This is a genomic window from Bradyrhizobium sp. ISRA436, assembly GCF_029910015.1.
GTDB lineage: Bacteria > Pseudomonadota > Alphaproteobacteria > Rhizobiales > Xanthobacteraceae > Bradyrhizobium.
In genome coordinates this window covers 3,825,772-3,846,585 of record NZ_CP094519.1, presented here as the reverse complement: position 1 = coordinate 3,846,585, position 20,814 = coordinate 3,825,772, and the positions used below count along the sequence as shown (strand labels likewise).

The 20,814-nt window shown below is 59.6% G+C and carries 16 protein-coding genes; 8 read left to right on the top strand and 8 right to left on the bottom strand.

Annotated elements, in window-relative coordinates:
- Positions 1 to 7: 7 nt before the first annotated feature.
- Both MTX23_RS18200 and MTX23_RS18195 read right to left on the bottom strand, forming a co-directional pair.
- Positions 8 to 316, bottom strand: coding sequence for a hypothetical protein (locus MTX23_RS18200; protein ID WP_280971596.1), 309 nt, complete (start codon positions 314 to 316; stop codon positions 8 to 10).
- A gap of 331 nt (positions 317 to 647) precedes the next feature.
- The gene (locus MTX23_RS18195; protein ID WP_280971595.1) at positions 648 to 1,463 is read right to left on the bottom strand and encodes a response regulator transcription factor; all 816 of its coding nucleotides are present in this window, start codon (positions 1,461 to 1,463) and stop codon (positions 648 to 650) included.
- A gap of 525 nt (positions 1,464 to 1,988) precedes the next feature.
- Here MTX23_RS18195 and MTX23_RS18190 point away from each other — a divergent pair.
- On the top strand, positions 1,989 to 2,930 hold the full coding sequence (locus tag MTX23_RS18190; protein WP_280971594.1) for a glycosyltransferase family A protein: 942 nt from the start codon (positions 1,989 to 1,991) through the stop codon (positions 2,928 to 2,930).
- 30 nt (positions 2,931 to 2,960) lie between these two features.
- On the opposite strand, the gene MTX23_RS18185 is transcribed toward MTX23_RS18190, so the two are convergent.
- Both MTX23_RS18185 and MTX23_RS18180 read right to left on the bottom strand, forming a co-directional pair.
- On the bottom strand, positions 2,961 to 4,190 hold the full coding sequence (locus MTX23_RS18185; protein WP_280971593.1) for a glycosyltransferase: 1,230 nt from the start codon (positions 4,188 to 4,190) through the stop codon (positions 2,961 to 2,963).
- A 21-nt stretch (positions 4,191 to 4,211) separates the two neighbouring features.
- Positions 4,212 to 5,471: a WecB/TagA/CpsF family glycosyltransferase gene (locus tag MTX23_RS18180; RefSeq protein WP_280971592.1), complete on the bottom strand. Its 1,260-nt coding sequence runs from the start codon at positions 5,469 to 5,471 to the stop codon at positions 4,212 to 4,214.
- 442 nt (positions 5,472 to 5,913) lie between these two features.
- Here MTX23_RS18180 and MTX23_RS18175 point away from each other — a divergent pair, with 442 nt between their 5' ends.
- Genes MTX23_RS18175 through MTX23_RS18165 form a run of 3 tightly spaced genes read left to right on the top strand, consistent with a single transcriptional unit; the run spans position 5,914 to position 9,995 of the window.
- Positions 5,914 to 7,038 carry a hypothetical protein gene (locus tag MTX23_RS18175; RefSeq protein ID WP_280971591.1) on the top strand — a complete coding sequence of 375 codons (1,125 nt, stop codon included), beginning with the start codon at positions 5,914 to 5,916 and terminating at the stop codon, positions 7,036 to 7,038.
- A 43-nt stretch (positions 7,039 to 7,081) separates the two neighbouring features.
- A complete protein-coding gene (locus tag MTX23_RS18170) occupies positions 7,082 to 8,722 on the top strand; it encodes a tyrosine-protein kinase domain-containing protein (protein WP_280971590.1) in 1,641 nt (546 codons plus the stop codon).
- A gap of 1 nt (position 8,723) precedes the next feature.
- Entirely contained in the window at positions 8,724 to 9,995 is a 1,272-nt protein-coding gene (locus MTX23_RS18165) for a polysaccharide biosynthesis/export family protein (RefSeq protein ID WP_280971589.1), read from the top strand.
- A 64-nt stretch (positions 9,996 to 10,059) separates the two neighbouring features.
- Here the strand turns inward: MTX23_RS18165 and MTX23_RS18160 are convergent, their stop codons facing one another.
- From MTX23_RS18160 to MTX23_RS18150, 3 genes are read right to left on the bottom strand one after another with little or no spacing between them, the layout of a single operon-like run.
- Positions 10,060 to 11,181: an acyltransferase gene (locus tag MTX23_RS18160; protein WP_280971588.1), complete on the bottom strand. Its 1,122-nt coding sequence runs from the start codon at positions 11,179 to 11,181 to the stop codon at positions 10,060 to 10,062.
- Between the two features lie 48 nt (positions 11,182 to 11,229).
- Positions 11,230 to 12,723 (bottom strand): oligosaccharide flippase family protein, encoded by a 1,494-nt coding sequence (locus tag MTX23_RS18155; protein ID WP_280971587.1) that lies wholly within the window; start codon positions 12,721 to 12,723, stop codon positions 11,230 to 11,232.
- Complete coding sequence (locus tag MTX23_RS18150) at positions 12,723 to 13,910, bottom strand: polysaccharide deacetylase family protein (RefSeq protein WP_280971586.1); 1,188 nt, start codon at positions 13,908 to 13,910, stop codon at positions 12,723 to 12,725. Before MTX23_RS18150 ends, MTX23_RS18155 begins: the two co-directional genes overlap by 1 nt.
- A 324-nt stretch (positions 13,911 to 14,234) precedes the next feature.
- Between MTX23_RS18150 and MTX23_RS18145 the strand changes: the two genes are divergently transcribed.
- Together MTX23_RS18145 and MTX23_RS18140 are read left to right on the top strand one after the other, a co-directional pair.
- The gene (locus MTX23_RS18145; protein ID WP_280971585.1) at positions 14,235 to 14,951 is read left to right on the top strand and encodes a class I SAM-dependent methyltransferase; all 717 of its coding nucleotides are present in this window, start codon (positions 14,235 to 14,237) and stop codon (positions 14,949 to 14,951) included.
- A 7-nt stretch (positions 14,952 to 14,958) separates the two neighbouring features.
- Entirely contained in the window at positions 14,959 to 16,242 is a 1,284-nt protein-coding gene (locus MTX23_RS18140) for a glycosyltransferase family 4 protein (protein ID WP_280971584.1), read from the top strand.
- Positions 16,243 to 16,253: 11 nt separating this feature from the next.
- Here the strand turns inward: MTX23_RS18140 and MTX23_RS18135 are convergent, their stop codons facing one another.
- Entirely contained in the window at positions 16,254 to 17,528 is a 1,275-nt protein-coding gene (locus MTX23_RS18135; RefSeq protein ID WP_280971583.1) for an O-antigen ligase family protein, read from the bottom strand.
- A gap of 631 nt (positions 17,529 to 18,159) precedes the next feature.
- Here MTX23_RS18135 and MTX23_RS18130 point away from each other — a divergent pair.
- Together MTX23_RS18130 and MTX23_RS18125 are read left to right on the top strand one after the other, a co-directional pair.
- Entirely contained in the window at positions 18,160 to 18,729 is a 570-nt protein-coding gene (locus tag MTX23_RS18130) for a sugar transferase (protein ID WP_280971582.1), read from the top strand.
- A gap of 1,043 nt (positions 18,730 to 19,772) precedes the next feature.
- Entirely contained in the window at positions 19,773 to 20,792 is a 1,020-nt protein-coding gene (locus MTX23_RS18125) for a TRAP transporter substrate-binding protein (RefSeq protein WP_280971581.1), read from the top strand.
- Positions 20,793 to 20,814: the final 22 nt, after the last annotated feature.

The window sequence follows — 20,814 nt, the reverse complement described above, 5'->3', positions numbered from 1 at the left end:
CCTTGAGTCATCGTAGATCGAGAAGATCGCGCGGCACGTTTGGGATGGATTGTTCGCGTTCGAAAAGATCAATTATGTCATCGGCAGGGATGCGGCCAATCTCGTAGCGCGCACTCTCTACAACAAATCCACGCAGCACCAGACTGGTTCGGTGGAGCGGTTGCTGCATGGCGCTGGTTCTCTTCCAATCAATGCGCCAGACGCCCTCGAACTGCATCAAAAGTGAGTCAGAGCCAATTTTGCATGCCGAATGACAACCAAGCAGTTCGCGGCGCTTCGCGTCCGAATCCCGCAACGCCGAATTGAGCGTTCTCATTACGACACGACGCAACTGCGCTGGTAGCCGGTCCGCGGAGCTCGTCGGATCGAATGTCCGCAGCGCACATTTACAAGCGTTAGTGTTGGAACCGGCCCGCAGGTGCAGTCTGGCATCCGCTGATGGCTGCTCAGGTGGACGTCAGCCAACCAAGAGTAGGCTGCAAGGGCCCCAGCTCCAACCCCTGAGCTGGGGCCCATTGCATCCCAGCGATGTAGCGCGCTCGCTCGACGAGCGGAGGGCGCGCTGACCGGACAACGGGACGGAGGCTAGACCAGCAAGGAGAGGAAGGAGGCGCCAACCGCACCCGCGGTTGTGATGTGAAATCACGTTATTGCGAGCTCACCTTGGCACGACCAGCAATGAGGGCATCGTCAATCGTCGGATCGAGCTGGTTGAATCCCAGGGAGTGCCTTTCGTCGCCGGCGACATGCTCGTCGAGCAGCGTGGAAATGCCGTGCGCGCCGTTGATAAGCTTGTTGTTGAGCGCCCAGATGGCAGCCTGGGTACGATTGGTTGTGCCTATCTTCCGAAAGATCGCCTTGACGTGAGCCTTGACGGTCGGCTCGGCAATCTTGAAGTACCGCGCGACATGTTTGTTGGAATCACCCCGGACAATTCGTTCCAGGATCGCGATTTCCCGTGCGGACAGCAGCTTGGAGGCATGCAGCGCGCTCTCCGCCTCCCAAGGAGCACCATTTTGAGTTGGGGGCGACAATCGTTCGTCGAGTTTTGGCAGGACGGTCGCTAATGGCCAAAGGCGACCATCGATAACGATGAGATGTTCGTCAGTAACGGCGTGCAGACAATTAATGAGAGCGTTCGGCGCGACGGAATTGAAAAGAGCTGCATTCACGCCGGCATCGAGTGCACTCGCCAGGCAATCGGGGCTGCGCTCGTCGCCAATCGCTACGATGAAGGACAGTGGATACAGCGCGCGAATGCGTTTGAAAATGAAATCATGCTTCTGTCCAACTCCGACTATAAATAAGCTGGGCTCGTCGCTGGGTATTGCGTTGAGCTCGTCGAGCGCAATACCCCAGCCTTGTGGAGAGAATCGCGTTCTCGATAGAATAAGCCGAAGGCCTTCGCGAAAGAATCCATCAATTTGGAGGATGAACGTTGGTACTAACGCGGCGCTCGACATGTCCAAATATCCTGACGCAACCAACAAAGAGTCCGATCGGGTATTTCAGGGACGCGATATGGAACACGATATTTATTCAAGCTTAAAGTACATTAGAAATGTTGTCGAGAAGGAGGCGCCGAAGCCGATTTCTGGCTCAGGCGAAGTAGTCACGCCGTATCACGATTAGAAACGAAACGCGCTTGATTGAGTTAAGTTAAAGGGGGGGTGCGCCCGCAGCGTCCGAAGGTTCCAGCAACATCGTCGTCGTCGCACCCTCAGGCTGAGGTGGTTGCGCGGAGCGGTCTCTGGACTCCGAATTCTCCGAAGAGAGTGCTCGGGAGCTGCCTGAGCGGCTTCCGATATTCTACCGTTTCGGCTCTATGAGCTGCTTTCAATAGTCCCAGATCCGGATGCTGGAGGTCAAGTTGCGTTCCCCGTGCGGGCTAGTTCGGGTTCACGATTGTCTCTGAGCGCGGCGCACGAATAATACTTAACGGAAAGCCGCGCGCTCAATGTTGCGGCCAGATAGCCGTGGAAACTCGCGTGATCATCAGGCGGAAGCCGCTCATCACTGTCGTGACACCCTTGTACAACAAGGCAGACTGCGTTCTGCGAACGCTGTGGTCAGTAGCTCGTCAGACGGACATCGATTTTGAGCTTATAGTTGTCGACGACGGATCGACCGACCCCAGCGCGACTTTGGTGAAGGCGGCCGGCTTGCCGCATCTCCAGTTGATTGAGCAGCCGAACGCTGGAGTTTCGGCCGCGCGTAATCGTGGGATTCGAGCTGCGCAGGGAGAATGGGTTGCGTTCCTCGATGCAGATGATCTGTGGTCGCACGACCATCTCGCGAGTCTTTGGCGCGCCGCTGATGGCAGCGATGCAGTCGCAGTCTTCAGCAACCTGCGACTGGAAAGCAGAGCAGGCAGCCTTCTGATCGATCCGAACGTTTCGGCGCAAAGGATCGACGATTATTTCTCGTTTGCGCTCTCCAATGGCGGCTATCCAGTCAGCTCAAGTTCGATCATGGTCCGTCGGGACGAGTTGCTGGCTGCAGGGCCGTTTGCCGAGGGCATCTCGACAGGCGAAGATATCGACATGTGGTGCAGACTTGCCTGCCGGGGTTCCTTTATTTATAGCGCGGCACCATCTGCAACGTACAATGACGCGAGCTCGCCATCGCTCTGCGGGAGCCGCGACACGATATCGCGACCGCTCTTCGCAGAGCGCCTATCGGACTTGATGCGAGATCATGTCGTCCCGACGCGTCTGCATGAGAGCGGCAGGCGCTATGCTAATTTCCTCATGTTGGAATATGCGCGCCAACTATTGGATGCGGGGCGATACAAAGAGGCTCAGGCCGTTCTCCTTAGCGACTGCATTCCAGGATATGATCTGAGCCGCTTTCTCAAGCGATTGGCAAGGACAACGATTGTCGGACGAACACTGTTTGGCTTAAGGCAGGCGACTGCCAGTCGCGCTTGAGCGACCAACAAGCGCTTTCTGCGCAAAGCGCTAGTGTCGTGTGTGGCGCACGTGCCGGATGAATTGAGGGGTTGTCCGTGGCCGATCGGCTCGGACCCATTGCGTCCGATCTCCGCGAGCCAACGCCAGAGCGGTGCGCATCACCATGATCATGTGCCGCGGCACCTGCGCTATTTCTCTAAATCCGATCAAATCGCGACCGGAGACGTACCAAGCGGTCACCAGCGGGAACGCAAAAACGGCTAGCTCAATCGCGGAACATGCGAGTGGAGCGCGTATGCCTACAGCAGCCAGATACAGTAAACTGACGGCCAGGAGCACCATGTTGGCTATGGCCAGCATGCCGAGTGGCGGGACCGCGAGATCCGCCGCCAACGCAAGCAAGCGTAGATCTCGTTTTTCCCAGGCCTGGAAGATGAGGCGGGGCAGGTGACTTCTGATCAGCCCAAGGTGCCCTTGGACCCAGCGATGCTTTTGCCGGACTTGGCCACTTTGCGTGTCTGGGAAATAGCTTGTCACGCGCGCACCACGGAAGAAGCGCGCCGGATGTCCTTGGATCGCCAGCTCAAGTCCAAGGAAGATGTCCTCGGCCAGAAGCTCGGTCGCGAATAGGTCTGGATTGATTAGCGCCCATGGCACGGCCATGCCTGTTCCGCGGAGCTGGCAAGGCAAGCCAAGGCGCGCGTAGCCGTTTGGACGAAAATCGTTCTTGATCCGCCAGGCGAATTCGGCCAAGCGAGGCGCTCCGGGACTATCGGGATGTGCGACCATGAGATCTAGACACTGGATCGGCGCGTCGGCGGTTGCGCAGGCGCGCGCTAACAAATCGATCCCGTGCCGATTGATCTGACAGTCGGCGTCTATGAACACGACGACTTCGGGAGGCGTCGCGGCTAGATGCCGAAGGCCGGCCGCCAGGGCAAAGCCTTTGCCGCGCCGCTCCGGATTGCTCCGGAGCAAAACTTCTGCTCCGGCTCGCGCTGCGAGAGGAGCAGTTCTGTCACTACAATTGTCCGCCACAACCAGGAGTCGGTCGCCGGGCGCTAGGTCCTGCCTAATACGAAGGAGTGTCGCCTCGATGCTCTGTTCTTCGTCGTGCGCCGGCACCAATATCGCGACTGGAGGGCGGCGGGGCAGGAGCAAGAACGGACGATCATGCAGAAAGATCATGGCCGCTGCTTGCAGGGCGAAGCTCAGCGTGACCAGAGCCAGGGCTGTCGCGGCGAGGCCGAGCAGGATGTTCAGCGTCGAAAGGATCATGAGGGCCTCGGCCAAATCGATCTAAAGCGTGCCGCCGGAAGCGATCTTTCCCTCGCAAACTTTGCGAGAGCCAAGCATCCCTGCGGCGTCGCAAGGCTCAGAGGCCGCGACAGTGTCCAAACCGGGTTGACCGGCGAAAAGCAGATAGTCGCAACCGTGCAGGCGCAGCATTTTCCTGATTCGTCGTTCGGAAGCGCCAAGCAGGAATCCCCGGTGCATTCGGCGGCGATAGCCATATGCAAGCAGGAGTTGTCCAAGGAACGTGGCGTCGACGTAACTCACGCCGTCGACGTTAATGACAAGGTTGCCCTTGGCAAGACACGCTACGGCGAGGGCGTCGCGTACCGGCAAGATGTTCTGCTGCGTCCACGCGCCGAAGAATTCCAGGGTCTCGTCATCGCCACGCCGATAGTGTCGGATGCGTGCCGCAGCCAGTTGCGTTGCCGAAGGCCGGTGAATACTACGATAGACGACCCAGGGGAGGACCTGACGAAGCAGGACAGAAATCAATGTTACGAGATCGAGAGCGTACCGCGTCCAGAGCGCCGGTTCCTCCTTGATGCGCCACAGCCATTCAATTCCGGCACGCCGAAAGAACATGGGAGCGCGCTTGATGCTTCCCGCGACGAAATTGATGGTCGCTCCGAGATTGCAGATGACGGGAGCCGAAAGCTGGTGCTCATTCCGATTAAGCCACAACAGGCCTTTGCGCGCTCCGACCGAAACGATCAGAAGGTCGGGGTGCGCGTCATTGATGATGTCGAGAACTTCCGGATCGCTCATCGATTCAACGGAGCCGAAGCCTGGAGAAAGGGTGCCCGCGCATTCGATGGCCGCCTTAGCTTCGCTGAGACGCTTCCGCACGCGGTAGCCGATGTCATCGGTCGCACCGAAAAAGAAGGTGCTCAGGTGCTCGCTGGTATCGGCCCAGAGAGCATCAAATAGGTCAGAGCCGGCGACACGCTGTCGAACAGGAATCCCGAGCAGGCGGGCGAGCCAAAGCAGTGGCATCCCATCGATGACAGAGAGATCGGTTGCCAATGCGGCATCTCTGAAATCCGGGTCGGAGCGGATCAGGCGCAGGAAATTCGCATTCGGAGTGACCAGATTGCAGCGGCGCGTTTCTCTGATGGACGAGACAATCCGCTGCTTCGCCTCCTCAAACGTCACCGCGTCGCAGAGCAGTCCCTCAATGCAGACAACTTGCCGGGAGAAGTCGGGAAAGATCGGCGTCCGGATGTCGCGCCTGTGAGCGGCCGTTTGTGTTTGCAGGGCACGCATTGAGCCAAGTCCACTGACTGCAGGCAAACTGAAAAGCGGCGCGTCCGTAGGCTTGAATGGATCGCCAATCGTGCGCGCAGCGCCCCCTCGCTTTCGCGGAGAAGGCGAGACGGAGTGTAGCCATGGGCCTGCACAGCAATGTTGCTCTCACGAATAGGATGGTGAGTCATGCCGACTAGTCCGAGTCGGGCTGTGGCCAGGAGCCGATCGAACTACTGCTGCGGCGAGGTACCGGTACGGAGCGCCCTAAAGGGCGCCTCTGAGCTTTGCAGTGGACCGTTTGTTGGCACCCAACAGGACTAGTTACTTTGAAGGCGTTGCGGCCCTGCTGCAGATGCCGTCATGTTTCTGGATGGGCGATAGACGTGGAGCCGAACGGGAGGCGTTATCTCGACTGTGGATGCACTGAGAGGTTCCACTGAATTGAGCGGGAAAGCCCAGAATGCGCGGTCCCATCACGAGCCTTTGCTGTACTGCCGGTACGATGTTTCTTCTTGGTCTCGGGATCTGCGTCGGAACCGTAGCGGATAGTGCTCGTACGTCGCGACAATCAATCGATGCCAAGGATCGACCGTCGCTGATCATGGCGCCGGATCGAGAATTTTCCGGGACAAGCTACGTCCATGCCCAGTTGCCACCGGATGCTCCGCGCGATCCACATTCCGACAGATGGGTAGCTGCGCTTCAGAACCAGATCAGAACTCATTACGGAATTGCGTCGGTCAATATCGATCGGTATTCGCCGCCCCTTTACGTTGTCTCAGGTGATCAGCCGACGGTCCGTGTGCGGGCGGAGCGAGCGGCGAGCCCGGACTGGCAATTCGAACCGCTGCAACAACAATGGGAGAGCGTTCCGCTACCTGACGGGTTTCAGCCCTCGAGCGGCAGTGACGCGGAGGCCATCGTCTATCAGCCCTCGACGAAGCACTATTGGGAATTTTGGGGCATGGAAAAGAGTGGGCGCAAGACCATCAACTCGGTGGGCGACACTGTAGACGAATGGCGGGCTTCGTGGGGTGGCAAGATCAATAACCTTGCGACGAGTCCAGGGTATTTTCCGACGACTGAAGACGGGTACAAATTTGGCGCGACGGCGACTGGCCTTGTTCTGCTTGCGGGGCTGATCACCGTGGCGGAGCAGCGCCAAGGTGAGATCAATCACGCAATTCACATAGCCCTGCCGCAAGCGCGCCAATCCGTGTGGGCCTACCCCGCGCAACGCACCGATGGCGACGACAACGATCCCGAGGCGATTCCTGAGGGCGCGACGTTCCGGATTCCTAGCAATGTCGATCTCGATAGGATCGATATGGACCCCTATGCGGCTATGTTGGCGCACGCCGTGCAACGATACGGGATGATCGTGCGTGACACAGCGGGCGCCGTGGTGTTCTACGCCGAGAACCCACTCTCAAAGGGAACAAGTCACCCGTATTTTGGAATTGGCGGCATCTTGCGGTGCCCCAAGGGCTACGCCGAGGCGGCCTGCTATCCCGATGGCAACAACCGTCTTCGCGGCTTTCCTTGGCATCTTCTGGAAGCGGTCCAGTCGAGACTACAGCAGTGATGCCCACTTTTTTCGACGGACACAATAACCGGGAGACGCATTGATGCTCGACTCGTCAGCCAGGAAGCGGGTGTATGTCGACCGCACAGAGGACCGATCCCTTCCGCCGGAAGTCTGGCGTGATGGGCTGGGCTTCAGGATTGCGCTCGCGAAGATTCGTCAGCACCGTCCAGCGCTTCTACGGCTGCTGCTCGTTGGCGTCACCATTGGAGGGATGGCAGGTCTTGCCTATGGCGCGATCAGGGTTCCAGTGTTCAGCGCGACCTCCGAACTACTCATTTCGAATACGACGCTGCAAATGTCTGGACCCGACGCTGTTGTCACTCAGGTTCTGGTCGAGAATTCGCTGATCCAAAGCGCAATTGAAATGCTGAGATCGAGCAGGGTTCTCGATCGGGTGGTCGACAAGATCGGGTTGGAAAAGACCGAAGAGATCCTGCCAAGATCGAGCCTCGCGCAGGCCATTGGCCGGATCGGGTGGCAACGTGTCCGCGATCTCTTGCAAAGGCGAATATCTGGTTCCGAAGAGGCGCTCTCGGACGAAAGAAGAAGGCAGAAAGTGCTGGCGCGAATGCGATCTGACATGGCGGTCAGTCGCGTCGGTGCGAGCCTCATCATTTCGGTCCGAGCACGCGCGCGCAGCCCCGATGAAGCGGCGAGGCTGACGAATGAGCTGGCAGCATCATTTGTTCAAGAGCAAAACGACACAAGCGCGGTGGTCAGTACGAGTGCCTCGCTGCGGGAGCGAATCAAGGTGCTTGGTCCGACGGCGCGGATCATTAGTGAGGCCGTTCCGCCCACCTCAAGCGATGGGCCCCCAACGGCCGTCATCTTGCCGTTGGCGCCGGCGGTCGGTGGAATGCTGGCTTGCATTGTTGGACTCGGCCTCGCGCTGTTCGATAGGAGCTTGCGGAGCGCCGAACAGCTCGTTGCGTTGACTTCAGTCGAGTGCTTTGGGGCCCTGCCGCGCACGAAGGTCCCGCAAATGAACCGGTTAGGCTTGGCCTCAACGTTGAGGCGATCGGTCCTGCAGCGCGCGCGGTCGGCAGTGCTCGAAACATCAAACCAGGTCCCGCACTTCGTTGGAGTGACATCTTATTGCCCTGGGGAAGGGAAGACAGTCGTGGCGGGCAGCTGGGCTAGGTTCCTCGCCGGCGACGGCTCGCGCGTGCTCCTTGTCGATGCAGGGCAGAGCGATACGCGTCCCGCCCTCAGGCCGGTTGCACCGCAAGTGGCCGGTTTGCACGAGGTGCTGCGAGGGGAGGTCGCGCCCGGCGATGCCATTCAGTCGGAGATTAGTCCCAATCTCGACTTTCTCCCGAGTGGGGAAGCTCTGAGCAACCTCGATATGCTCTGGGGCAATCTTGCCTACGTGATCAATGCAGGGCGCGAGTGTGCTTACGAATGGGTCATCTTGGATCTACCTCCACTTGCGACTGCGGCCGACGTGCGATCTGCCGGTCAAATCATCGATAGCCTGCTGATCGTGGTGGAGTGGGGCCACGCGTCGGAGGCCGAGTTGAGCGGAGCGCTAAGTTCGTTGGGATCCGTGCGGGGCAGGATTCTGGGTACGGTTCTCAACAAGGTTCCGCGGAGTGTGCTGCGGTCCGAGACTTTGGTCCGAACGCGACGGCGCTCCGGGAGGCCCCAATCTCTAGATCTGACAGAGCCAGGGGATTTGTAGGATGAAGCGAACAGCTCTCAAGATCGCGATCGCCGTCAACATCGCAATGGCTCTTGTTGTCCCATCGGCCATCGCGGAAGATTACAAGCTCGGCGTGTCCGATCGATTAAAGGTCAAGGTGCAGGAATGGCCGGATCTGACCGGCGAGTATACGGTCGCGGCGGACGGCGCAATTTCCCTGCCTCTGATCGGAAATATCGATGCCAGAGGTCTGCGTGTGAACGATCTGGCAGGAGAGATATCTGATCGTCTGCAACGGCGCTCGGACGGAGCGGAACGGCCGGTTGCGGCGGTGGAAATCCTTCAGTATCGGCCGTTTTTCATCGTGGGAGACGTCCAGCACCCGGGCCAGTATCCATATCGGCCGGGTCTTACGGTCCTTGGGGCGATCAGCATCGCGGGCGGATACTATCGTCCCGAGTTCGGCTTACTGCGCCTGGACCGCGACATGGCGTTGGCCAAGGGTGAAATGCGCGCCCTGTCGCTGAAGCGGTGCCGCCTGCTGGCGCGCGAGGCCCGGCTGACTGCTGCACTCGCCGGTCGCGCGGATCTTCCGTTCCCACCGGAGCTTGCTGATCGCAAGGATGACCCGGACATCGTCGCGATCGTCGAAGGCGAGCGCTCCGTCCTTGACGTGGAAAACAACACAATTCGTTCAGAGCAGGCGGAGTTCGAAAAAATCAAGGCGCTCTATAACAGCGAGACTGAATCGCTTCGCGGTCAGGTCAACGCACTGGCGCGGGAGAGGGATAGCACTCAGGAGCAGCTGAAGCAATTTCGCGCCCTTTCCGCGAAGGGGCTTGCGCTCGCACCGACGGTCTTCTCGATGGAGCGATCTCTCGCGCAAATCGTGAACGAGCAATTGAACATCGAAACGGCGATCGTAAAGGCGCAAGAGAGTATTGCCCTGGCCGAGCATCGGCTTAACGAACGCGCTCAGGAGAGAAGGAAAGCGGACGAGAGAGATCTGCAGCAGACAAAGGATAACATCGCGGAAGTGCGGGCGCGGATCAAGACGCAGGGCGATTTGCTTATGGAGGCGCAGATCAGTGCGCCGGCCGAGGCGAGGGCGCGCTTGGCGGAAAAGGATCGACGATCCGGGTTCACACTAGTCAGAAAAAATGGCGAGACGACGCGGGAAATTGCGGCGGACGAGACGGCTCTTGTACAGCCTGATGATATTATTAAGGTTCCGGTAATCCGTTCCGAACCATACGAGGCGAGCAATATGCTCAGCCTGTCTCAAGCCAAGGCCGAGAAGGCGGATCGGTAAATCAACAGCGTGTTGGATCGGCTGCTGCATTTTTGAACCGAAACGGACGGCCGCCCGTTCATGATCATGGTCGCGAACTCACGTCGCTCCAGATGTGATCCGCTGCGATGGCCGGCTTCAGGGCGCGCCTTGAACTCAACCAGCGCCGTGCCGCTTGTATCCACATGCGCTCCCAATAAAACGTCGAGAGGTGGGCTGCGAGCAGCGTGAGAACCAGACCAATGGGTCGCTTGAGCAGATAGCGCTGGTAAATGCTGCCGTCGTTCCACCATCCGTGCGCCGTGAGTGGATGAAGGATATAGAGCGCGTAGGAGGTCGCAGCAATGTACGATAGGCTTTTGCTGCCGAGCACGTCGAGCAGCGTGTTCGGCGGCTGCGAAAGCGTCGCCCACAGCAGGAGGCCTGTCGCGTAGGGCCGCAGATATTGCAGCCAGCCGGTATCGGGATGCGAGCTTGCTGCCCACGCGCCTGCCGCGAGCGCCCACACGAGCGAGGAGGTTGAGGCGCGGAGTTGGTGCGCCGGCAGGGTGGCAACGCAGGCCCCGACGAGGATTTCGTCGATACGCAGATGAGTGGTCACCTCGATCGGCGTACTTTCCAGGATACGAAGAGCTGTGATTGCTGCGCAGCAGGGCCACACGGCGATCAGGCCCTTGCGTCCGGCCAGCGCGGCCAGCGCCGTCACAAAGACGTAGAAGTGAACTTCCACGCACAGGGACCAAAGGTGCTCGGTCACCGGGATCATTTGATCGAGCCGGTAGTTTATGATGAAGCCAAGATGGTAAAGCAGTGCCGGCCCGCTCAGGCCGAAGACGATGAAAACGAGCGCGATGTAGAGGTATGCAAGCGGCAGGATTCGGACAATTCGCCTGACGACGAACTCGAAAATGGTCGCAGAACGCAGGCTGCGAATGATCAGGTATCCTGAGAGGGCAAAGAACAGGCTCATGCCCATGGGCCCGGCGGTGGAATTCAACTGCAGATATTTGGGCCCGAGCGGAAGCAGGTGGGCCGCCAGGACAAGGACGATGCTGATCGCTCGAAGCCCGTCGAGAGCTGGGCTGTTGTGCGTTGCGCTACGGCCAACTCGAGTTGTCGAGCCGGTGCGCAAGTCCGCTGTCGGATGTGCAAGGCAGTGTCCAAGCCGCAGCCGAACTTTGCGATCACGACCAGGATCGCTGCCCACACGGTCTATCGTCACTGGCCCCTGCCGTTCCGAACTGTCTTGCAAGAGTCACCCTCGATCCGTTTCGGTTGGTTGAGGCAGGAATCGTGGATATGCGGAGAAACCTATTGACCGTGAGAGATCCTCGATCAAACCGCGAACGTGAACGGAGAGCTCGTGTCGAATGAATGTGAGAGCCACAACCCAGATCGCCACCGAGATTGCGCTTGACGCTACAAACCCGAACAGAATTTCAGTGGGGCCTTGAGTCAAAACATGTCGAAAGGCGAGTGGGACGGGAAGCACCACCAGTGTGGCAGCCAGGCTTCTTGCCCAAGCCGTGAACAGCCTTCCGGGATCATACCCAATGACAGATCTAAGCACCACCAAGTAGCAAGTTGCAAAGAAGATGCCGCTCATTGGCAGGGTCCAGATTGCAGCCTCAATCCCGAGTTTTAGGCCAGCCCCAAGCATCACGATCGTGAAAACACAAACTGCGGCTTCGCAGGCAAAGAGTAGCCGCTGACGTCGCTTGACGATCAAGATATCGTAGTATGGACCAGCCGTAAGCGTCACAGCGTGGGCAATTGCGATCGGTATCATCATCACGCCAGTGGCGCGCCACGCCTCTCCGTAGATTGTCCTCACGATCGGTTCGGCCCAAATTGCGAGCAGGGCGTAGACCGGCCAAGCCAGCCCTGTCATCGTTTCAACGAACGATCCGTAGATCGGCGCCAGGTCGACGCCGCGGCTTTCCCGTTCGCCAAGGTTTGGCAGCAGGGGTCTCGTCATACCGAGCACAAGGCCGTTTCTAACGAAAGAGACCAGGTTTTGAGCGCGTGAAAACAAAGCCGCGTTGGCAAGCCCGACGGCTCGGCCGACCATCAGTTCGGGGCCAGACAGCGCTGCGCTGCCGACCAAGAGTGTCGCCGAAGTCCAGCCTCCAAAAGCAAGCAGACGCCGCGAGCCTGCAAGTGTCGGCAGAAGGCGCAAGGCGTCGGGCTTGCAGGCAATGGTCATCGCGGCCGTGATCACGGCCGAGGCGAAATACCCCCACGCCAGTGCGTCGGCTCCGTATCCCAGTGCCGCAAGCGAAATTGAGACTGCACTTTGGCAGCTTGCCGCAACCAGGCCGATGGCGAGCAGGGCGCCGAAGCGCATTGCGCGCATCAGCCGCATTGTCGCTGGAAAGGCGACCGCAGGACAGAGCTGCGCAAAGGCCAAAATCCGCAAAGAGTGGCCGAGAGCCGCGTCGCCGTAGAAAGTGGTAAGCACAAAGCTCAACCCGAACAGCCCAACGGTGAGACAAACAGCTATCGTCAGGCTTAAGCCAAAGGCAGCACTCAGGAGCGCATTATCGAGCTTCGGGGAGCTGACCACATATGATCCAAGTGCCGTGTCCTTCAAATCCGCGACCGTACCGGCGGCAGCTATCGCAATGGAGTAGGACCCAGCCTGTCGCGGCGTAAGCAGGTGAGCGATCACAACGCCAGTTGCGAAGAACAGCAGAAGCGTCGCGTTCTGCTGCACGGCGGAACTTAGAATTGCCTGCCGCAGGCGCATCACACGGCCTCCCGATTTGAACTCGAGCTCAGAATCTTCATAGACTCTCTGAGCCGGCGCCACAGGCCCGCCAACAAGGCGCGGCACGATGCTGTCGCTGTGATGTGCGGAGTGGCGGGGCGTCTTTGGCCGCTTGGGAATGTAGTGCGAGCTGCCCGTCGCCTCCGCGCAGTAAACAGGGAGGTTGCGAGGACCTCCGGTCGGAACCGACCATTGGGAGCGATCCGCCTTGCGTCGACATCAAGCCGCCCGACCCGCGAACTCGCCAGAAAGCCATGATCGAGGCTGCAAAGCTCCGGCTCGCCGGTAAACAGAAGCACGTAGCCCGCAGCAAGTGCCTGATCAGCGATCTCCGGCGTGTACGCTCCGTGCGGAAAGGAGAGTGCGTCAATCGAGCACTGGCCGTGAGGCGTGACGATCTCATTCAGTACAGCGCGAGGTTCACAGAGCTCGGCTGAAATATCTGAAGAGAAAGGGAACGCTGTATGGGTCTTTCCGTGGGCACCGATAGAAATTCCGTTGAGAATCAAAATTGCAAACTCTTCGGGAGCCAGCATTTGGCGGGGACGCCGGACCCGTTGCAAATCGATCTCTAGCGCGGAAAGCGCGGCCTCGACCAGCTCCACCCCGAGCTGGGGGGCGCGACGCACGATGTCCCAAACGAGATTGTCGTCGTCCGGATCGCTGGCTTCGCCGATCAGGAGTGTATGCAGACAGGCAAGTTGCCGCCGGCTCACCCGTCCACGCATAGCAGCCGACAGCAAATCCTCGGTCCAGAGCCGCTCCTCGCTTCCAATCCGGTCCGAGGTTACGAACATGGTCGCCGGCGCGTGGTACTTCTGCAGCAGCGGGAGCGCGTAGTCGAAATTATCGGCAAACCCATCGTCGAATGTGAGCAACAGGCTCCTCACCGGCAGAGGGCGCTCTCCCTTCAGGGACTGTTTGATGTCGTCGAGCCCGACGATTGCGTAGTGACGCTTGAAAAACGCGAGACATTGGTCGAACGTCGCTTCGTCGAGAGTCCATGGGGAAAGTGCTGTTTCCCATCGTGCATCCCCGCGTCGCAGAACACGATGCAGTGTGACGACCGTCAGGGTACGCCGATTGCGGAGCCAATGATAGAAAGACAACGCGCCGATCCGGTAAAGGGTGCTTCGGACCAGCTCGCGCAGGAAGCGGATAGTCACCAATCGTGTCGCACATGAAGCGCCACGGCCGGCGTTACCGAATGTCGCTTGCGTCGTAGCCCTCACCACTGATCTCAACCACCGCACACCTGAGCTGCTTCGATTTGAGCGATAGTCGGCTGTGAGGCCGAACCGTCAATGATCAGTCGGGACTAGTACGCAATTCCGCCGGTCCTGGCCTGTCCACCGGGCATGCACCGCGTTACTGATTCTCAGATGCGGGACTGTGAGTGGTCTCGAGGGCCGCGCCACCAAATGGAACCGGCTGGGCGCGTCGGGCTTGGCCCCAGGCCATGGTTGCTGGGATGTCAGCAGGGATCTCACATGCAGGCACTCGAAATGATCGAACGGATGGTCCCTGGGCGGCTACGCCAGAGCGCTCGCGAGTTGGTAGATGCGGTGTTCGTCGGGCGGAGTTCTCGACGCGGTGTCGCGATCGCGCCGCAGCGTCTCAACCGGGACTACGAGACGGGTCGATGGGACTATCTCAGCAATCTCGAGGAAATGACACGCTATGCGGTGATCGGCGGATATTGCAGATACGACGGGACTGTCTCGAGCGTGCTCGACCTCGGGTGCGGATCTGGCATTCTGCGTCGTTGGTTCAGCCCACTCGAGACCATCGAGTATGTCGGTGTCGATCTTTCCGACTGCGCCATCGATATTGCGAGTCGCGCGTGGACGGATTCGCGCACGAAGTTTGTCGCGATGGACGCCGCGACTTACACGCCGGAGCACAAGTTTGACATGATCATCTTCAACGAGGTGCTCTATTACTTTGAGCGGCCGGAAGATGTCCTGATGCGCTTTGCGGATTTCCTGGAACGAGACGGATCCTTTCTCATATCCTTGTGGGATTCTGCCGACTCGCGACGGGCCTGGCAGCGGTCGCAAGGCAGCGTGGACGTGATCGATAGCGTCCAGATCAAGCATCACTCTGGCGTGTCTTGGAAGATCCGGCTTTGTCGACCGCGGTGTCGGCAGCACGAGGTCATCGATGAAGCGGGACTGCCATATGCGTCCAGCAGCTTGCAGAACTGATCAGGTCTTGCAGAACCCGCTCAGGGTCGTAAATCGCGGCCCGATCGTCCTATACCTGGTCAATCAATATCCTGCTGTCACGCACACCTTCATCAAGAGGGAGGTGCAGGCGCTCGAGCGATTGGGCGTTGAGGTCGTCCGCGTCGCTGCGAGAGCCGGCAAGACGCTGGTGGATCCCGGCGACATCGAGGAAGAAAAGCAAACGACCTATCTGCTTCGACAGCCGTTTGGCTTGCTGCGCGCGGTAGCTCAGTCGATACTGCTGCATCCGCACCGTTTTGCGAGGGCACTTGCAACGACGTTGCGGCTGATGCGCAGGAGCGATCGTGGGCCATTGCTGCACGCCCTCTACTTGGTCGAAGCGTGCGGGGTCGCGTCGCTCGTTCGAGTGACGGGCGCGGCGCACATTCACGCCCATTTTGGAACGAACCCGGCCGAGCTTGCGCTGCTCGCCGCCCGACTTTCTGGCGTGACGTATAGCTTCACGGTTCATGGCTACGATGAATACGACAAACCCGAATTCATTGGCTTGCGGACCAAGATCCATGAGGCTGCGTTCGTGGCCGCTGTAAGCCACTACGGGCGATCCCAGCTCTACCGTTGGTGCGACGCTGCCGATCAGAGCAAGGTCAAACTTATCCGGTGCGGTCTGGATCGAGGATTCCATGAAGCGGCCGAGGATGAACCGGGTGATGCAGCGCGGTTGGTATGCGTCGGGCGGCTGTGCAGAGAAAAGGGCCAGAGTATTCTCATCAGGGCTGCAGCGATGGTGGCCGCTGCGGGTCATCAATTCGAACTGGCGTTGATTGGGGACGGGGAGGCGCGACCTGAACTCGAAAGCCTGATTGCCGAGCTCGGACTTTCCGGCTCAGTCCGGCTGCTCGGCTGGCTGAGCAGCGCCGACGTTCGGCGTGAAATTTTGGGCGCTCAGGCGCTTGTCGTTGCGAGCGTGGCCGAAAACCTGCCTATCGTGATCATGGAAGCAATGGCACTTCGGCGCCCGGTGTTGGCAACGCAAATCGCCGGAATTCCAGAGCTGGTGCTCTCCCGCGAAACGGGTTGGCTTGTCCCCCCAGGATGCGTGGAGGAGCTTGCCGCAGCGATGACCGAATGTCTCCTTGCCCCGCGGGAGAAGCTGGACGCAATGGGGCGCAAGTCGCGCGAACGCGTGATGGCCCTGCATGACGTCGACCGTGAGGCGGCGGCTTTGGCCGCTGTGTTTGCAGAACAGGTGTCGTGCCGGTGCAATCCCCTCGGTGCAGAGCGGCCACTCACGACAGCGATGCAATAGCGCAGCGGTTTTCAGGAGAGGAGCGGTCGAGATTGCAATGCTGCTCCGGCAAAGCGCTTTGACGCGCACACGGTTCCCATCGTGAACCAGAAGAACCATTGGAATTGCAGGTAATCGAGAAGATTGTCCGAATAGAAGACCATAAGATAGCCGATCCACAACATCAGCATTGTGAAAGAGCCGGCGAAGTCCCGGTCGATCGTGGAGAAAAGCCTGAACGCAATCGCAGCCATCAAGACGGCGAAGCTGCACAGCCCGACGATACCCATTTCAAAGTAAATTTGCAGAACAGCATTATGCGGACCGATCCCCTCCTGCCCGTCGCCGCGCGGGAAGAATAGGGGAAAGTAGGATTGATAGGATCCTAACCCGTAGCCGAACAGGCCGGAGGGATTGGCCGCGAGCCATTCGAGCGTGTCATTCCACAGCACCTCGCGCCAAGCCATCGAGTTCAGGTGCTCGTAGGTGCCGTCGATGGCGCCCGTTTCGAGATCCGCCAAGCGTTCGGAAACTCCGGGTATGAGGAGCGCCATCGGCAAAATGAGCACTGGAAGCAACCAGCGCCGGTCCACGACGATCGAGTAACCGGTTATGAGGAGCAGCGCTGCAAGCCACGCACTACGGGTCTTTGTGAGCAGCAGCAGGAACAGAAGATAGAGCGCGTAGCAAAATGTCGCTCGCCGCAAGAAGGCGGAGATGCGGAAATTCGTGGAGCAGTGCATGTAGAGGATCAGAGCCAGAACGCCGACAATGTAGAACGCGTAGATATTTGGATGCGTGAAGGTGCTCTGCAGTCTTTGCGGTCCGGTCAGGGACGCGGGCTGTCTTGCGAGTTCCAGCAGTGAATAGACCGACGGTATCAGCGATGAGCCGAGTGCGACCGTGAGGCACTGCGCGGCCGTTGTTCGGCTCCTGACGACGAGATATGGAAGCGTGAAGGCGGCTCCATATGTGGCGAGATCCAGCACGTCACGTGTGCCCGCGCTCAGATCGGTCGTGTGAAAGAGGGATATCGCGGCCGCTAGAAGCAGGCTTGCCCATCCAAGCAGCGGCGCCGAGAGGACGGCGTTGGGAACCTGGGCGATAGCGATCATCGCCAAAGCGATCACGAGCGCGTTGATCGCTGCGCCCGGTCCGGATTGCTGGCCGAGGCCGGCCTTTACCCAATCGAACGCGCGATCGCACGACGGGCGCAAGAGCATGACAGTCAGCATCATCTGGCGCACGCCGATGATGCGCGTCAGCAGGAGTAGCAAACCGACAACTGCCAGAATGATGGCGGACACGGCATTCCCGGGGCGGCGCTACTGGATGGTATTGCGATCCAAACCGATCGCAGCGAGCTGAAGTCAGCAGAAGCCTCGTTCTTTAGGGCGATCGCACAATCTACGCAAAAGCTCAAACGTATCGGCGGAGGCGCATCGGACCTAGCACTGACGAAATCTCGCCAGTCCAAAGCATCGAATGTATCGTCTTCAGCGCCACGACGCCTGTAGCGGGAGCAAGCGCTGGAGGCGTGGCGTGGTCGGCGGAAGCATGCAGAAGCGTGCTGCGCCGGGATTGAGAATGTTTGCATAACCAGCTCGTGCGACGGCCTGAGAACAGCGGGTTCCCGGGGCGGGGACGATCGTCGCCTCTCACGCGGGAGTCAGGATGCAATGGCCGACTGTTCTTGGGGCGCCTGGCGCGTTCGCCAGGCAGCTTGGCCGCAGCCGTGGTGGTCGGCGCGGTTTGATGCGCGGAGCGGCTCCGGTCGAGGCTGAACGGCCCGCTTGCGCCAAACTTGAGCATAGCGCGGTCGTCGATACGCGGCTTGAGGCGCGTGGTCCCCGTCTGAGATCGAAGAAGAGGGAGGTGCCCGGCGGACGGCGCGGACGTCAACGGAGGCAAAGCGGTCCAAATAGCAAGACCAAGAGGGTGTTCGATCTGGTGGTCGCCGGAATTGCGCTTGTCATCCTGTTTGTGCCGATCGTCCTCATCGCGATAGCGGTGATGGCAGAGACTCCGGGTCCGGCTCTGTTCCGACAGTGGCGTGGTGGGCGCGGCGGGCAACGCTTTCAAATTCTGAAGTTCCGCACCATGACCTGCATCGAAGATGGCGCCGACGTTTGCCAGGCCCGGCCGGGCGATGCCCGCGTGACCAAGATCGGACGGATCCTGCGCAGGACAAGCATGGACGAGTTGCCTCAGCTCTTGAATGTCCTCCGCGGCGACATGTCACTTGTCGGTCCCCGACCGCATGCGCTCGTCCACGACGCGATGTACTCCAGATTGATTACGAGGTATGCGTATCGTCACTCGGTACGGCCGGGAATGACCGGCTGGGCGCAGGTGAATGGATGTAGGGGCGAGACGCGCGACCTGATAGCCATGGAGAAGCGCGTCGCTCGTGATCTCGCGTACATACGCCATTGGTCATTTCGGCTTGATCTCATCATCGTCGCGATGACAGTGAGGGAAGTGCTGCGTCCGCAGAATGCGTGCTGATCGTGCATGCTGTGTCAATCGGCGTTCAACATTGCATGCGATGACGCAATTGCGGTCGGCATCCGCGACACAAAAGGTCCGTTATCATAACGCCCTTACGCAATCATCCGAGTCGGAGGGGGCTATGAAGCAATACGTTGGGCTGGATGTCTCGCAAAAGGAGACCTCTGGTCTCGCCTGCTGGGGCCATCGCAGGCACCTATCGGTGGAGGACGAGTGGCAAGGCAGGCGCCTCCCGTCCGCCGACAAGGAATCCATAATGCCGGCAGCGAGATCGAAATATCCTCCAGCCGCAGTCAGCGTGCATCGACCGGCTGGTCTCGCTGGGCCTCGTCTACACGGACGAGAACCTCTATGTGACCCTGCCCATCCGCTGATCTTCAAGTGCGGGGTTCCACCGCTTTCCGACGTGGATGACGCGATTTGCCTGCGTCGGATGCAGCGGACCGATTGCACCAAGCTGCCGGGAGCAGGGTGGTGATTGACCTCCACGGGCGACTGGACCTGGCCCACTGTCCTGCGGCGGCATTATAAAGCCGGATGTCGTTTTCCTCGGCGAACGCGCGGCAACGAAATCTGGCATGTCCACGACGCGCCTGCAGACTCCAATAGAGCACGAATGGCTCAGATCCAATCGCAGCCGACAACGCCACTCGGTGGAGGAATCGTGTGAACGCAGTGCAGGAAATCAAATGAGTGCTACAGCCGAGGATGGACGCTGACACCAATTATTCGCATAAGGTATATTATGGAATATTTTGTATCTACAATTAGATCAGATACTTGGCGTGGATTCTTCACAGGACGTCGGATATCCGCCACTGCAACGACCCTGATTGCGGCGGCGATCACTCCAAAGTCCGATGGCCATCGTGCGCCAATCCTCAGCCATCTGATCCTCTCGTCTGAAAGCCGATATTGCCGCGGCGTACGGACGCTGCAATAAGCGCGGCCTGAGCCGAGATCGCTGGTGACCCCGCGGCATCAGGTCCGTATAGGATGGCATCTCAGAACAACAACAAGCCTCTCCGAGGGAGAAACCGATGAGCTTTTCACGACGCACGCTGCTGAAGGTCTCCGCCGCTTCCGCCGTCCTGGGCGGAATTGGCGCCCCATACGTTGCGCGCGCCCAGATCGCCGAGTTCAGCTACAAGTTCGCCAATAACCTGCCGGAGTCGCATCCATTCGTGGCGCGCGCCCGGGAGATGGCCGCGGCGATCAAGACTGAGACCAACGGCCGCTTCGACCTGCAGGTGTTCCCGAACAGCCAGCTCGGTTCCGATACCGACATGCTGAGCCAGGTGCGGTCCGGCGGCGTCGAGTTCTTCACGCTGTCCGGCCTGATTCTGGCGACCCTGGTGCCGGCAGCCTCGATCAATGGCATCGGCTTCGCATTCCCTGACTATCCGACGGTCTGGAAGGCCATGGACGGCGAACTCGGCGCCTATGTGCGCGGCGAGATCAACAAGGCCGGCCTCGAGGTCATGGAAAAGATCTGGGACAACGGCTTCCGCCAGACCACGTCGTCGACCAAGCCGATCAACGGTCCCGACGACCTCAAGGGCTTCAAAATCCGCGTGCCGGTGTCGCCGCTGTGGACCTCGATGTTCAAGGCGTTCGATGCATCGCCGGCCTCGATCAATTTCAGCGAGGTCTATTCGGCGCTGCAGACCAAGATCGTCGAGGGCCAGGAGAACCCGCTGGCGCTGATCTCGGCGGCTAAGCTGTATGAAGTGCAGAAATACTGCTCGCTGACCAATCATATGTGGGACGGCTTCTGGTTCCTGATGAACCGCCGTGCCTGGCAGGCGCTGCCGGACGATATCCGCACCATCGTCGCCAAGCATGTCAACGCGGCGGCGGTGAAGGAGCGCGAAGACACCGAGAAGCTCAATGCGTCGGTCCAGCAGGAACTCGCAGGCAAGGGGCTCGTCTTCAACCAGCCCGCCGTCGCGCCGTTCCGCGAGAAACTCCGCGCTGCCGGCTTCTACGCCGAGTGGAAGGGCAAGTATGGCGAGAAGGCATGGGAGCTGCTCGAGAAGTCGGTCGGCAAACTGTCCTGAGCGGTAGAGCGGGAGACTTGCC

What these genes read in the sequence shown, in the direction of transcription:
- MTX23_RS18200 (WP_280971596.1), bottom strand. Translation starts at nt 316, where the DNA reads ATGAGAACGCTCAATTCGGCGTTGCGGGATTCGGACGCGAAGCGCCGC.
- MTX23_RS18195 (WP_280971595.1), bottom strand. Translation starts at nt 1,463, where the DNA reads ATGTCGAGCGCCGCGTTAGTACCAACGTTCATCCTCCAAATTGATGGA.
- MTX23_RS18185 (WP_280971593.1), bottom strand. Translation starts at nt 4,190, where the DNA reads ATGATCCTTTCGACGCTGAACATCCTGCTCGGCCTCGCCGCGACAGCC.
- MTX23_RS18180 (WP_280971592.1), bottom strand. Translation starts at nt 5,471, where the DNA reads ATGCGTGCCCTGCAAACACAAACGGCCGCTCACAGGCGCGACATCCGG.
- MTX23_RS18175 (WP_280971591.1), top strand. Translation starts at nt 5,914, where the DNA reads ATGCGCGGTCCCATCACGAGCCTTTGCTGTACTGCCGGTACGATGTTT.
- MTX23_RS18170 (WP_280971590.1), top strand. Translation starts at nt 7,082, where the DNA reads ATGCTCGACTCGTCAGCCAGGAAGCGGGTGTATGTCGACCGCACAGAG.
- MTX23_RS18165 (WP_280971589.1), top strand. Translation starts at nt 8,724, where the DNA reads ATGAAGCGAACAGCTCTCAAGATCGCGATCGCCGTCAACATCGCAATG.
- MTX23_RS18155 (WP_280971587.1), bottom strand. Translation starts at nt 12,723, where the DNA reads ATGCGCCTGCGGCAGGCAATTCTAAGTTCCGCCGTGCAGCAGAACGCG.
- MTX23_RS18145 (WP_280971585.1), top strand. Translation starts at nt 14,235, where the DNA reads ATGCAGGCACTCGAAATGATCGAACGGATGGTCCCTGGGCGGCTACGC.
- MTX23_RS18125 (WP_280971581.1), top strand. Translation starts at nt 19,773, where the DNA reads ATGAGCTTTTCACGACGCACGCTGCTGAAGGTCTCCGCCGCTTCCGCC.